The sequence below is a fragment of the Streptomyces sp. NPDC046925 genome, from assembly GCF_040644915.1.
In the GTDB taxonomy this organism is placed as follows: domain Bacteria; phylum Actinomycetota; class Actinomycetes; order Streptomycetales; family Streptomycetaceae; genus Streptomyces.
In genome coordinates this window covers 87,973-100,968 of the sequence record NZ_JBEYWZ010000014.1, presented here as the reverse complement: position 1 = coordinate 100,968, position 12,996 = coordinate 87,973, and the positions used below count along the sequence as shown (strand labels likewise).

The 12,996-nt window shown below is 72.1% G+C and carries 15 protein-coding genes; 5 read left to right on the top strand and 10 right to left on the bottom strand.

Annotated features, from left to right (window positions below; all coding sequences use genetic code 11):
* Positions 1-53: 53 nt before the first annotated feature.
* Positions 54-638 (top strand): PAS domain-containing protein, encoded by a 585-nt coding sequence (locus tag ABZ906_RS37980; protein WP_361390738.1) that lies wholly within the window; start codon positions 54-56, stop codon positions 636-638.
* 16 nt (positions 639-654) lie between these two features.
* Here the strand turns inward: ABZ906_RS37980 and ABZ906_RS37975 are convergent, their stop codons facing one another.
* From ABZ906_RS37975 to ABZ906_RS37945, 7 genes are all read right to left on the bottom strand, one after another.
* On the bottom strand, positions 655-993 hold the full coding sequence (locus tag ABZ906_RS37975; protein WP_361195581.1) for a MerR family transcriptional regulator: 339 nt from the start codon (positions 991-993) through the stop codon (positions 655-657).
* Between the two features lie 438 nt (positions 994-1,431).
* Entirely contained in the window at positions 1,432-1,743 is a 312-nt protein-coding gene (locus ABZ906_RS37970) for an SCO5918 family protein (protein ID WP_361390548.1), read from the bottom strand.
* 107 nt (positions 1,744-1,850) lie between these two features.
* Complete coding sequence (locus ABZ906_RS37965) at positions 1,851-3,338, bottom strand: DEAD/DEAH box helicase (protein ID WP_361390546.1); 1,488 nt, start codon at positions 3,336-3,338, stop codon at positions 1,851-1,853.
* 301 nt (positions 3,339-3,639) lie between these two features.
* Positions 3,640-3,843, bottom strand: a complete 204-nt coding sequence (locus ABZ906_RS37960) for a cold-shock protein (protein WP_361195586.1) — start codon at positions 3,841-3,843, stop codon at positions 3,640-3,642.
* Positions 3,844-4,113: 270 nt separating this feature from the next.
* A complete protein-coding gene (locus ABZ906_RS37955; RefSeq protein WP_361390544.1) occupies positions 4,114-4,533 on the bottom strand; it encodes a DUF3662 domain-containing protein in 420 nt (139 codons plus the stop codon).
* Positions 4,534-4,602: 69 nt separating this feature from the next.
* Positions 4,603-5,049 (bottom strand): PRC-barrel domain-containing protein, encoded by a 447-nt coding sequence (locus tag ABZ906_RS37950; RefSeq protein ID WP_361390542.1) that lies wholly within the window; start codon positions 5,047-5,049, stop codon positions 4,603-4,605.
* Positions 5,046-5,663, bottom strand: coding sequence for a PRC-barrel domain-containing protein (locus tag ABZ906_RS37945; protein WP_361390540.1), 618 nt, complete (start codon positions 5,661-5,663; stop codon positions 5,046-5,048). The genes ABZ906_RS37950 and ABZ906_RS37945 overlap by 4 nt, the downstream gene beginning before the upstream one ends.
* 304 nt (positions 5,664-5,967) lie before the next feature.
* Between ABZ906_RS37945 and ABZ906_RS37940 the strand changes: the two genes are divergently transcribed.
* Positions 5,968-6,876 (top strand): RNA polymerase sigma factor SigF, encoded by a 909-nt coding sequence (locus ABZ906_RS37940; protein WP_361390538.1) that lies wholly within the window; start codon positions 5,968-5,970, stop codon positions 6,874-6,876.
* Positions 6,877-6,949: 73 nt separating this feature from the next.
* Positions 6,950-7,345 carry an STAS domain-containing protein gene (locus tag ABZ906_RS37935; protein ID WP_361195596.1) on the top strand — a complete coding sequence of 132 codons (396 nt, stop codon included), beginning with the start codon at positions 6,950-6,952 and terminating at the stop codon, positions 7,343-7,345.
* A 17-nt stretch (positions 7,346-7,362) separates the two neighbouring features.
* On the opposite strand, the gene ABZ906_RS37930 is transcribed toward ABZ906_RS37935, so the two are convergent.
* Both ABZ906_RS37930 and ABZ906_RS37925 read right to left on the bottom strand, forming a co-directional pair.
* Positions 7,363-9,747, bottom strand: coding sequence for an ABC transporter permease (locus ABZ906_RS37930; RefSeq protein ID WP_361390536.1), 2,385 nt, complete (start codon positions 9,745-9,747; stop codon positions 7,363-7,365).
* Entirely contained in the window at positions 9,744-10,436 is a 693-nt protein-coding gene (locus ABZ906_RS37925; protein ID WP_361195599.1) for an ABC transporter ATP-binding protein, read from the bottom strand. Before ABZ906_RS37925 ends, ABZ906_RS37930 begins: the two co-directional genes overlap by 4 nt.
* A gap of 249 nt (positions 10,437-10,685) precedes the next feature.
* Here ABZ906_RS37925 and ABZ906_RS37920 point away from each other — a divergent pair, with 249 nt between their 5' ends.
* Entirely contained in the window at positions 10,686-12,002 is a 1,317-nt protein-coding gene (locus tag ABZ906_RS37920; protein ID WP_361390534.1) for a histidine kinase, read from the top strand.
* The gene (locus tag ABZ906_RS37915; protein ID WP_361195603.1) at positions 11,999-12,688 is read left to right on the top strand and encodes a response regulator transcription factor; all 690 of its coding nucleotides are present in this window, start codon (positions 11,999-12,001) and stop codon (positions 12,686-12,688) included. The genes ABZ906_RS37920 and ABZ906_RS37915 overlap by 4 nt, the downstream gene beginning before the upstream one ends.
* Positions 12,689-12,704: 16 nt before the next feature.
* Here the strand turns inward: ABZ906_RS37915 and ABZ906_RS37910 are convergent, their stop codons facing one another.
* Positions 12,705-12,851: a hypothetical protein gene (locus tag ABZ906_RS37910; protein ID WP_361195605.1), complete on the bottom strand. Its 147-nt coding sequence runs from the start codon at positions 12,849-12,851 to the stop codon at positions 12,705-12,707.
* Between the last annotated feature and the right edge of the window lie 145 nt (positions 12,852-12,996).

The following is a 12,996-nucleotide window of genomic DNA, read 5'->3' as shown; positions in this document are numbered from 1 at the left end:
GGTCCCCCGTGGACTCCGCGGATCCCGACCCCGTGCTGTGGCGCAACCGCGCCATGCTCCTCTTCAACCGCATCCCGATGCCGGTCGCGGTGTGCGACGCGAGCGGGGCGATCATCCTCGCCAACCCGGCGATGACGGCGGAGTGGGGTGAGACCTCCGGCAGCCTGCGGGGCCGCAACGTACTGGAACTGTTCCGCCCCGAGGAGAAGACACAGGTCCTGCGGATCGCCGAGGCGCTGCGGCTGCGGCACCGCTCGCGCTATCCGGTCGCCGTGCACTGGCAGGCCCCCGACGGGGTGCGGCGGCACGGGGAGCTGACGGCGGAGCCGGTGAGCGACACGGTCGACGAGGTGCCGGGGCTCCTTGTGCTGCTCAGGGTTCTGGGCGAGGACCCTGCTCCCGCCGAGACGCCCGCCGCGGCCGCCGCCTCCCCGGCCGAGGCCCGCATCCTGGCTCTCCTCGCCGGCGGTGCGAGTACCGCCGGGGCGGCCCGTGAGACGGGCCTCACCCCGGACGGCGTCACCTATCACCTGCGCCGGCTCACCGAGCGCTGGGGCGCGGCCAACCGGACGGAACTGGTGGCGCGGGCTTACGTGCTGGGGGTGCTCACTCCGGGGGTGTGGCCGCCGGCCGTCTGAAGGGGGCGCCGCCGGGTCAGCTCGGCGTGTCGCCCGCCGTGTCCGCGGCCCTGCGGTACTCGGCGTTGATGCGCTGTGCCTCTGCGAGCTGGTCCTCGAGGATCACGATGCGGCAGGCCGCCTCGACGGGGGTGCCCTGGTCCACCAGCTCGCGGGCGCGCGCGGCGATCCGCAGCTGGTAGCGGGAGTAGCGCCGGTGCCCGCCCTCCGAGCGGAGGGGCGTGATCAGGCGGGCCTCACCGAGGGCCCGCAAAAAGCCTGGTGTGGTGCCGAGCATCTCGGCGGCCCGCCCCATGGTGTAGGCGGGATAGTCGTCGTCGTCCAGACGACCACTGAGCGGGGTTTCCGCAGTCATGTCACCTCTTTATGCCATGCGTAGAGGGGCCCTGGTGCCGTACGGCACCAGGGCCCCGAAGGAAATTCAACACCATCTGTCGGCCGTGTCGTAGCGCCGACTTATTGTTTCCGCCGTCCGGCCCGAGAACAGGGCGGGAAGCGGGGATCGCTGATGCGTGACCGAGGACCACCTTCCAATCCGAGGTCTTGCGGCACCCGACCGAAACGCTCTGGGCCGGGCGATCCTGATGGCGTCTGCTCCTCCGTTCTCCCTCTTGCTTGGTCTACAGCTACGAGAGAAACCCTAACGATGTGACCGCCCAATGTCTACGCTGACGAGCATAGATTTTGTGCACCGCTGCTCGACGTTTGTACAGAGGTGCGGACGGAGTCACGCAGAGAGGGCCTTGTCCCGGCACGCACGTGCCGGGACAAGGCCCTCTCGGGATCTGCTCTGCTACCGGGGGACGGGGGTGCCGAGCAGCGCGGATGCCGTCTCCAGCGGGGTGAGGCCGCGCGGCGCCGCGTTCTCCTCGGCAGGGGTGCGGCAGGTGAAGCCCAGGAGAGTCATGGCGCGGGTGACTTCCCCGGCGCTGAAGTCGCGGCGGTCCTGCCGCGTGACGACCGCGCCCACCTGCTTGATGGGGTACTGGCGGCGGCCGACGATGACGGAGTCACCCGTGACGGGCTCGGGCTTCACCCCCTTCATGGCGTCGAGCACTCCCTCTTTGGTGAGGTCGAAGGGGAAACGGGCGATGACGCAGCGCATGGTGCCTCGCAGGTGAGGAGGGAGAAGGCCGGTGACGGAAGGGGGCCGTGCGGGCCGGGCTTTCGCGGACGGCCGCAGGAGCGGGCGGGCCTGGTGGTGGTGAAGTCTCAGGCCGCTTGACTGGGGGTGGACGGTCCCTGAGCGGAGCGGCGCGGAGCCCGGTCGGTGCGCCGGTCCTGTGCGCTGCGGCTGCGGCGCCCCCGCGCGGAGGAGGAGCCGCCGCGACGGGGACGCTCCGCGGTCGGCGCCGCGATGGTGACCGGGACGCCCGAAGGGGCCTGTGCGCCGGTGATGCGGCGCAACTCCTCGTCGCCGGAGCGCACTTGGGCGATCTGCGGGGTGATGCCCGCGGCCGTCATGAGGCGGCTCATGTCGCGCCGCTGGTTGGGCGTCACCAGGGTGACGACGCTGCCGGACTCACCGGCGCGGGCCGTACGGCCGCCGCGGTGGAGGTAGTCCTTGTGGTCGGTGGGCGGGTCGACGTTCACGACCAGGTCGAGGTTGTCGACGTGAATGCCGCGTGCGGCGACGTTGGTCGCCACCAGGACCGTCACATGACCGGTCTTGAACTGGGTCAGGGTCCGCGTCCGCTGCGGCTGGGACTTCCCGCCGTGCAGGGCCGCGGCGCGGACGCCGCTGCTCAGGAGGTGCTCGGTCAGCCGGTCGACGCCGTGCTTGGTGTCCAGGAACATGATCACCCGGCCTTCGCGGGCCGCGATCTCGGTGGTCGTCCGGTGCTTGTCCGCGCCGTGCACGTGCAGCACATGGTGCTCCATCGTGGTGACCGCTCCCTTGGAGGGATCGACCGAGTGGACCACCGGGTCGCAGAGATAGCGGCGGACCAGGAGGTCGACGTTGCGGTCGAGCGTGGCGGAGAACAGCATCCGCTGGCCGTCGGGGCGCACCTGGTCGAGCAGCGCGGTGACCTGCGGCATGAAGCCCATGTCGGCCATCTGGTCGGCCTCGTCGAGGACCGTGACGGCGACCTCGTCCAGCCGGCAGTCGCCGCGGTCGATGAGGTCCTTCAGCCGGCCGGGGGTGGCGACGACGACTTCCGCGCCGGTCCGCAGCGCCCCGGCCTGCTTGCCGATCGACATGCCGCCGACCACCGTGGCGAGCCTGAGGCGCAGGGCCCGGGCGTACGGCGTGAGGGCGTCGCTGACCTGCTGGGCCAGTTCGCGGGTGGGGACGAGGACCAGGGCGAGCGGTCGGCGCGGCTCGGCGCGCCGACCGTCCGTGCGGGCGAGGAGGGCGAGGCCGAAGGCGAGGGTCTTGCCCGAACCGGTGCGGCCACGGCCCAGTACGTCGCGGCCCGCGAGGGAGTTGGGCAGCGTCGCCCCCTGGATCGGGAACGGCACGGTCATGCCCTCGCGGCCGAGCGCGGCGAGCAGCGGCGCCGGCATCGCGAGGTCGGCGAACGCCTCGACGGGCGGGAGCGCGGGGGTGACCGTGACCGGCAGGGCGAACTCGCCCTGCGGCGCGGACGGCCGGCGGCCGTGGCCGCCGCCCTGACGGCCCGGGGCGCCGGAGCGCCCGCGGGACGGCGCGCCGTGGCGGGCGCGCGAGGAGTGATCGGTCGTACGTGTGCGGTTCATGCGGAACCTTCCTCGATGCGGCACGTACCAAGGAATTCCGCAGCGGGAGCGCGCGAGCGCAGCACGGGGAATCGCGAGAACGAGTGCCGTTCCGGACAGGGGCTCGGAGGCGAAATCAATCCGATGGCGCGATCGGCAGGTGGCGCGATCAGCAGACGGTGCGATCGGTAGGCGTGCGATCGGCAGATGGCGCGATCAAGATGTTCGCGCGGAAATCCGTGGCCCCGGATAATGAGGTAAATGCACGAGCTGGGGCCCGCACCCCAAGGTGCGGGCCCCAGCCGTGAAGTACGCGTGAGCGTCAGGCGGAAACGATGTTCTCGGCCGTCGGGCCCTTCTGGCCCTGGGCGATGTCGAAGTTCACCTTCTGGCCTTCCTGGAGCTCACGGAAGCCCTGGGCGGCGATGTTCGAGTAGTGGGCGAAGACGTCGGGGCCGCCGCCGTCCTGCTCGATGAAGCCGAAGCCCTTTTCCGAGTTGAACCACTTCACGGTGCCGTTTGCCATGTCTGAATCTCCTTCGGGGAAATGCCCGGAGCCCGCGCCGTGCGAACTCCGTGTCGCGGCGATGATCACCCCGCCGGAAAAGACCGGAAATACAAAAGTGCTCCCACCTGCCGGTAAAGGAGGCGAGGGCACTTGGAGTTTTTGGGAACCACAACTGCAACTGAAAAGGACAGTAGCACGCCGAGGTCGGCACCGTGTGGTAAATAATTCCGTTCCGGGCGTCGCACGAGAAACCCTCAGAGCGCCTCGCGTCTATTTCTCATACGGCCGTCACATATATTGACTTCCCGCGGACTGCGGGGTGATCCGGCCGTCGGACTGCGGGGTGATCCGGCCGTGAATCCGGAACCTGCCGACGGCGTCCTCCCCGGCCGACCGCAGGCTGACCGCGACGGGCCCCGCGAACGTGTAGCCCTGCTCGGCGGCGTGACGGTGCACCTGGTTGGCGAGGTAGTGACCCAACTCCGTGCTGGTGGAGCTCAATCGGCGGTGACTCTCGGGCGGTAGCTCGACGACGAACGAGTTGGGGACGAGGACGCGCTCGCGTCCGAGGATCAACGCACTGTCGTCGCACTGCCGGCGCAGTATGTCGACTACCTCCCCGTGCCGGTGCACGGGCGGAACCAGCTGTGTCCACAAGGCAGTTGTCCAGCGCTCCATGGTGTGTTCGATCCGGTTGATGAGTTGCATGGCGCTTCCGCTGCCCGGTCCGCGCGGGCACATGCTCACCCGATGGGGTGGCCGAACCGAGAGACGGGTTCAGCGGGCGGGCGGCGGTCCGGCGGCGAGGACCAGTGCGTAGGGGCCGATGCCGATCAGGTGGCTGCCGGGTGTCGGGGTCTGGTCGCGGCCGATGTAGAGGTCGCCGACCGCGCCGGTGTCCGGGTCGAAGGTGACTTCGGTGAGCATGCCGATGTCCTCGCCGTACTCGGTCAGGACCCGCTTGCCGAGCAGCCGCTTGTGCGCCCGGGAGTGCGGGCTGCTCCGGCCCGCCTCGCCCGCGGCGGTGTCGATGATCGCCGCGTCCGGCCCCATCCCGCGCACCCGCGCCCACGGCACGCTGTCGCCGCTCTTGGCGTTCTTGAGATAGAGCTCCGTGATCCGGCAGGTCCGCGGGTCGATGCCGAGACCGGCCACCTCCCCGGCGGGGAGCGCGTCCTCGGCGCTGACGACGGAGAGTCCCAGGGCCTGGCTGAGCAGCATCATCGGTCGTCCTCCTTGCGCAGGTGCGCCGCACGCGACTCCGTCCCCCGGAGCCCCGGCTCACCCGCTGCCCGGGTCCGGTCCCATGCCGCGGCCAGCGCGTCGAGGTCGTCCACCGCCTGCTCGGCCAGCCGCGCCGGGATCACCAACGTGTCGCCGGTCATGGCCAGTCGGCCGTACGCCGGCAGGAACGCCCGGCGTTCGTGCCGCCCCATCGCCTCGGTGGTGTCGACGTGGAAACCGGCCACCCGGCCACTGGTGCCGCCCTCGACCACCGCGTCGAGGACGGTGCCCAACTCGAGGCCCGCGTCGCTCAGCACACGGGCGCCCCGCACCTGCCCGGATCCGGCCTCGCCCCTGTCCACCACCGCGTCCCTGGCCTGCAGTACCTCGACGGCCGGGATCATCACCGCGTCGGGGCCGAGGGCATGGACGCCGGTCCAGGGCAGGCTCTGCTTGAGCGGGCCGGAGAGCAACCCGCGGCCCGCCAGCGTGAATCCGGTGATCTGCCCGCCCGACGCGTCGAAGACGGTGTCCTTGATCTGCGCCACCGCTTCCCCGCCGAGGGTGACCACGGGCCGCTTGGTCAGTTCGGCGGCGAGCATCAGCGCGGTCATCGCGTGCTCCCGCGTCCCCCGCGACGCCCCCGGCGGACCACGATCGCGCCGCCGCCACGGCGCCTGGCCTGCGTCCCCAGGACCGCACCTGCCAGCAGGAGCAGCGCCACCAGCACTGCGGTCAGCCACATCCACCAGATCACAGCCGTCCACCTCCCTGTCATCCCGCGGGGTGACCGAGTGCCCCGAAAAAGGCATTCCATACGGAAAGTCAAGTCACGGGAATGTAACGGGAGATGGTGGGTAGGGGCCCGTGCACGGCGCGCTCTCACCCCCGAGAGCGCCTTGTGCTCCGGGAGTGACGATGGTGGCCTCGACGACCAGCAGTCAAGGATCGACAGGGTCGGTCGCCGAGCGACATACCGTCGGTTCCGACACGGTCGGCCCCGAGACCGCCGCGGCCCCGCCGACGGCCGCCGAGCGCCCCTTTCCGCCCACCGGCGGACGCCGCATGGCGGAGGTGAAGGCCCTGTCCAAGGCGCTCTTCGCCCGCCTCGACGCCGTGGAGGAAGGGACTCCCGAACACGCCTACGTACGCAACACGCTGGTCGAACTGAACCTCAACCTCGTGCAGTACGCGGCCCATCGGATGCGCCCGCGCGACGAATCGTACGAAGACGTCGTCCAGGTGGGCACGATCGGCCTGATCAAGGCGATCAACCGCTTCGACCTCCAGCGGGGCGTGGAGTTCCCCACCTTCGCGCTGCCGACCATCATGGGCGAGATCAAGCGCTTCTTCCGCGACACCACCTGGGCCGTACGCGTTCCCCGCAGGTTGCAGGAGCTCCGTCTCGACCTGGTGAAGGCCACCACGGATCTCGAACAGACGAACGGGCACCCCCCGACCACGGCCGAACTCGCCGAGCACCTCGACCTGGACGAGGCCGAGGTCAGCGAGGGCCTGACCGCCGCCAACGGCTACACCACGGCCTCCCTGGACTACCCGGCCGACGGCGTCGACTCCGACGACACGCTCGCCGACCACGTGGGCTACCGCGATCCGGAGCTGGACAAGGTCGAGGACCTGCACACCCTGAAGCCGCTCATCGCCGCGCTCCCGGAGCGCGACCGCAAGATCCTCGCGATGCGCTTCGCCGCCGACATGACACAGAGCGAGATCGGTGCGGAGCTGGGTATCTCCCAGATGCACGTCTCGCGCATCCTGACCCGGATCCTGGGGCGGCTGCGGGTCAAGCTCCTCGACAGGAGGTAGCCGAGGGGCGCGCGCCGGACTGTTCCGGGAGAGGCTTCTGGGCCGTCTCGGTACGATGGGTCATGGGGGTGCGATGTCCACTGAGACCCATCGCCTGACCATCACCGAGCTCGCGAGTTGCTCCGACTCCGCGGTGCTGCGGGTCAGCGGCGAGCTCGACCAGTCCTGCGAGGAGTTCTTCCTGCGTACCCTCGGCGCCAGTGTCGAGGCCGGGCACCGGCATCTGGTCCTGGACGTGACGGCGCTGATGTTCTGCGACTCGCGCGGGCTCAACTGTCTGCTCGCCGTGCGCTGGCTGCTCGAACGCCGCGAGGGCAAGCTGCTCCTCGCGGGGGCGGGTCGCCGCCTCACGGAAATGCTGACGCTGACCGGCAGCACGGAACTGCTCCCCGCCCACCGCACGGTCGGCCAGGCCCTGCAGACCCTGCCGGCCGACCAGCGCCCCCAGTGGCCGCCGACCGAGCCCTAGGACCCCGGCCCCGCGGTTCACTCCGTGCGCAGTGCCGTGGCCGTACGGGCCCTGGCCGCCCACCCTGCCGGGAGCAGCGCGCCCAGGAGCGCGATGACGACCCCGGCGAGGCCGAGCAGGACCAGGTGCGAAGGCGTGTACACGTCGAGGACCGACGGCGGCAGGCCGGTGCCCGCGGCGCGCCCCATCACCGGCAGGACGAAGCCGTGCAGCGCGTACCCGGCAGGCACGCCCACCAGGCCGCCGACCACCCCGACCCCCGCCACCGAGGCCAGGACGAGCCCCACGGTCTGCCGCGGTGACATGCCGAGCGCCTTGCAGACGCCGAGGTCGTGGACGCGCTCGCGGGTGTCGAGGACGACGGAGTTGAGCACGCCGAGGCCCGCCACGGAGACCAGCAGCAGCGTGAGCAGCACCGCCATCGTGTTCAGCAGGAGGACCATGCCCTCCTGCCCGGACCGTGAGTTGGCCATGGCGTCGCCGCCCAGCGGTTCAAGGGCCGCGGCCAGCTTCTCGGCGTACGCGGCGGGGGAGACGCCCGGCTTCACCTCGACGAGGAACGTCTGGGGCTCGGCCGCCGGGAACGAGGCGAGGTCCGCGTGCAGGTGCAGGCCGTCGTCCGAGGTGTCGAAGGCCTCGCCGACGATCCGCAGGGTCCGCGTCTGCGCCTCCACCGTCACCCGCACGGTGTCGCCGATCCCGGCGCCGGTGCGCTCCAGGAAGCGCGTGGACACCACGAGCTGGCCCGCGCCGCTGATCCAGTGCCCGGCGATCATCTCGTAGCTGCCCGAACCCGTGTCGCCCTGGTAGAGGCTGGTCTGCACCCGGCCGGAGACCCCGCCCACCACGGCCTCGGTCCGGGCCAGGCCGTAGTACGAGGCGGTGCCCGCCTGGGCGTCGACGGCGGCGCGCACCTTCGCCGGATCGGCGGCGCGGGGCTGCGCGCGGGCCGCCGGGGCGCCGGGTTTTCCGGGGCCCTCGGACGGGCCCGCCGTCGGCCGGCCGCTGAACACGGTGACGGCGGCCCGCTCCTCGGGATCCGACGCCTCACCGACCGCGGCGAGCGACGCGGTGAGCCCGACCGCGAAGGTCGCCGCGACGGTGCCGAAGGCCACCGCGAGCAGCATCGCGAGCGCACGGACCGGGTGCGCGAAGGGACTCGCGAGGCCGTAGGTGACCGCCCGCGGCAGCCGCAGGCGGCCCGCCGCCCGGTGCGCCCACCGGCCGCGGCCCGTGCGCGGCGCCCGGCCGACCGCGATGGCCTCGACCGTACGGAGCCGCCCGGCCCGCAGCGCGGGAATCAGGGCCGCGACGCCGACGACCAGCAGCGCGGCGGCCGCCACCACGACATCCACCCACCAGGCCACCGACAGCGAGGCGGTGCCGTACACCTCCTCGGTGTCGGCCAGGAGCGGGACGGCGAGCAGGTTCCCGAGGACGACACCCAGCGCGATGCCGGCGCCCGCGGGAATCAGGGCCTGGGCCACGTACGCGCGCACCACCTCGCGCGGCGTGAAGCCGATGGCCTTGAGGATGCCGATCCTGCGCAGGCTCATGCCGACCGCGCCGCTGACCACACTGCCGACGATGATCACGGACATGGCGATGCCGAGCACGCCGAACGCGATCAGGAACGGAATGGTCGGTGCCGCGCCCTCGTCGGCGGCGCGCTTGGTGTCCAGATATGACTGGGTGCCCAGCAGCGCACCGGAGGGCACCGCGGCCGCGAGCCTCTTCCGGGCTCCGGCGATCTCGCTCTGCGTGCCCGCGGAGTCGAAGCGGTAGAGCATCTGGCTCGTGACGGGGCTCTCTCCGGACGCCAGCGCCCTGACCTGCGCGGGCGTCGCCCACGCATCCGCGGTCTTGCTGACCGACACGGCGAAGCCGACGACCGTGAGGGTCCCGGCGCCCGCGGCGTCCGACGTGCGCAGAGCGGACCCGGGCTCGAACGCGGGCCCGGCGAACGATTCGGACAGGACGACCTCGCCCGGCTTCTTCGCCCACCGGCCCGACTTCAGATCCAGGTCGTCCACGGAGCCGTGCGGGTCCGGGCGACCCGCCAGCGTCAGTCCGGGCACATGGCCGCCGCCCGGGTCCGCCAGGTGGATGGTCGTGAGCGGGTACGGGCCCGCGCTCGCCGTGACGCCTTCGAGGCGGCCGGTGGCCTCGATCTCGGCCGTGCTCGCCCCGGCCGGATCGAACTGCGCGGTGACATGCGCCCCGTGCTGCCGCGCGAAGGCGTGGTCGAAGGGGGCGTCGGCGGCGACCAGGAGGGACCCGGCGACCACGGCCGACGCCACCGCCATCATCGTGGCCACGGCGATCACCACGGTCTGCACCCGCCGCCTGCCCACCCCGGAGCGCACCACGCGGCCGAGCGCGCCGCTGCCGACGCGCCTCACCGGAGCACCTGCGCACGGGTGTCGAGGGCGAGCCGGCCGTCGACCAGATGGATCGTGCGGCTCGCGCAGGCCTCCGCGAGCGCCAGATCATGCGTGACGAGGACGATCGTCTGCCCGCCGCGGTGCAGATCCACGAGGAGCTCACGGACGTCGTGGCCCGACGCGGTGTCGAGCGCGCCGGTCGGCTCGTCCGCGAGGAGCAGGGCGGGGCGGTTGACCAGGGCCCGCGCCACGGCGACGCGCTGGCGTTCGCCGCCGGACAGACGGCCCGGATAGGCGCGGGCGTGCCGCTGGATGCCGAGGATCTCCATGAGCTCGACGGTGCGGGCCGCGGCCTTCTTGCGTGCCGTTCCCGTGAGTTGGGCGGGCAGCCGGATGTTGTCCTCGACCGTGAGGTCGTCGAGCAGGTTGAAGAACTGGAAGACCATGCCCACCTGTTCGCGGCGGAAGCGGGCGAGCGCGTGCTCGCTCAGCCGGTCGATGCGCCGGCCCGCCACGGTGACCGTGCCCTCCGTGGGCTTGTCCAGGCCCGCGACGAGATGAAGGAGCGTGGACTTGCCGCTGCCGGACGGGCCGGTCACGGCAAGGGCCTCACCGGGGGCGACGCCGAGGTCGAGCGGCCCGAGCGCGGGCGCGCCCGCACCGTCGTAGCGCTTGGCCACGCCCGACAGTTCGATCACGTGAGTCATGGGAGGGTCCGTCCTTGGGGTCGATGGCCCGCGACCGCCGGATGCCGGGGGCGGTCGGGGCTCGTGCGTTGCCGGCCCGGTGAACGTAGGAGCGCGGGCCGTCCGGGCGCGTCGGCCGAGGCACCGACATCCGGTCCTCCCGCCGGACGACCCTGCCGGGCCGTCATCACAGCGACGTACTCCTGTGGGACAGCAGCCCGGCCGCACAGGCTGATGCGGGCCGTGCCGGGCGGGTCGCACAATGAGCCGGTGGACACGGACGACCGGCGCGGATGGCGTCAGCAACTGCGCGACGCCTTCCGCCCGGAGGAGCGGCCCGCCCCGCTCTCGCGCCGGGCGGTGCGCATCGACGCGGCCCTCGCGGTCCTGCTGACGGTCATCGCCCTGATCGTGGCGGCGCGTTACCCCGACAGCGGTCCTGCCGCGATCGGGCAGGACGTCCCGGCCGGGCCTTCCGCGCCGCCCCCGCTGCCCGAGCCGCCGCCCGTGGGGCCGGGGACCCCGCCGGACCAGGAGATCTACGCGGCGCCCTGGCCGCTCGTCGTCCTCTCGGCGCTGCCGCTCGCGGTCCGGCGCCGTTATCCGCTGGCCGCGTTCACGGCGGTGCTGGTCGTGGCGCTGGCCGTCGGAGAGGACAGGACCTCCTGGATCAACGTCCTGACCTGCGTCATCGGCGCCTACAGCGCCGTCATGTACAGCCGGTACCGGATGCGGGCGATGGTCGTGCTGCTCGGCGCCGCGGTCCTGGCCGGTATCGCGTTCCGGGACTCGGAAGCCATCCTTCCGAGCTGGTCGAGCCCGGCGGTCGTGCTGTTCCTCGCGGGGGTCCTCGCCGGCCTCGTCCGGTTGTGGCGGCGGCAGTTGACGGCGAGCCGGGACCGGTACGCGCAGCTGCAACAGGCGCAGGGCGAGGCCATGCGCCGGGCGGTGGACGAGGAGAGATCCCGTATCGCCGCCGAGTTGCACGACGTCGTCACGCACAATGTGAGCGTGATGGTGATCCAGGCGGGGGCGGCACGCAAGGTGATGGACACGGCGCCGGAACGGTCCAAGGAAGCACTCCTCGCCGTCGAGGCCGGGGGACGGGCCGCCATGGCCGAACTGCGCCATGTGATGGGCCTGTTGGCCGCCGCGGACACCGGCCGTCCCGACAGTCCGGCGGACGGCCTCGAGCCGCAGCCCGGCCTCGGCCAGCTCGACGCCCTGATAGCCCGCGTACGGGCCGCGGGGACACCGGTCGGCGTCACGGTGGACCTGCCGCCGCAGCCCCTGTCGCCCGGCACGGACCTCGCGGCGTACCGCGTCGTCCAGGAGGCGCTGACCAACACGATCAAGCACGCGCCCGGCGCCGAAGCCTCCGTCACCATCGGCCGCACCGACGACTGCCTGGAGATCGAGGTCGTCGACACCGGAGCCGCGCGGGAGGCCCCGCGGGCGGACGGCAACGGCCGCGGTCTCATCGGACTGCGCGAGCGCCTCGCGGTCTACGGCGGCGAACTCACCGCGGGGCCGACCCTCACCGGCGGCTACCGCATCGGGGCCCGCATCCCCTGGCGGACCTCATGAGCCGACTCCCGCTGCGCCTGGTCATCGCCGACGACCAGGCCCTCGTACGGACCGGCTTCGGGATGATCCTGGCCGCCGACGGCATCGAGGTGACGGCCGAGGCCGCGGACGGGGCCGAGGCGGTCGCCGCCGTCCGGCGCACCCGGCCCGACGTCGTCCTCATGGACATCCGCATGCCGCAGATGGACGGCATCGAGGCCACCCGGCGGATCCTGGGCGGGGAAGGCCCGCACGAGACGCGGGTCATCATCCTCACCACGTACGACCTGGACCACTACGTCTACGCGGCGCTCACCGCCGGGGCGAGCGGCTTCCTGCTCAAGGACGTCACCCCCGAGCATCTGGTGGCCGCCGTACGTCTCGTGCAGTCCGGTGACGCCCTGCTCGCGCCCGCCATCACCCGCCGCCTCATCGAACGCTTCGCCACCCGCGAGGAGGCCGAGCAGGCACCCCCGCACCGCGACCTCTCCGGTCTGACGCCCCGCGAGCTCGAAGTGCTCCGGCTGCTCGCGACGGGTCTGAGCAACGCGGAGCTCGCCGACCGGCTCTTCCTCAGCCCGACCACGGTCAAGACGCATGTGGGCCGCATCCTGTCCAAACTGGACCTGCGCGACCGCGTCCAGGCCGTCGTGCTCGCCTACGAGACCGGCCTGATCTCGCCCGGCGGGCGCGACGCGGTCACCTGAGGGTTTTTCGCGCGGCTCAGTGGCGTCCGCGGAACTTGCCGAGCATCCGCCTGGCCTGGGCCCGCTTTCTGGGGTCGGCCGAGGCGCGGCGGGCCTCGCGGATCGCGCGCTGTCCCTGAGGACTCCGGACGAACTGCTTGATGCGGCTGATGACTCCGGGCATACCGACTCTCCTAAGCGCTGACGTCGAGAGCGCACGCTTACCCCGCCCGGCACCCCCGAAACGGGAGCGGGCCGCGGCGACCGGCGACGTGGTCCGTTGGCCCTCCTGTGGCTCGGAACGATCGTACAAGAGTGAGCCAATGGCC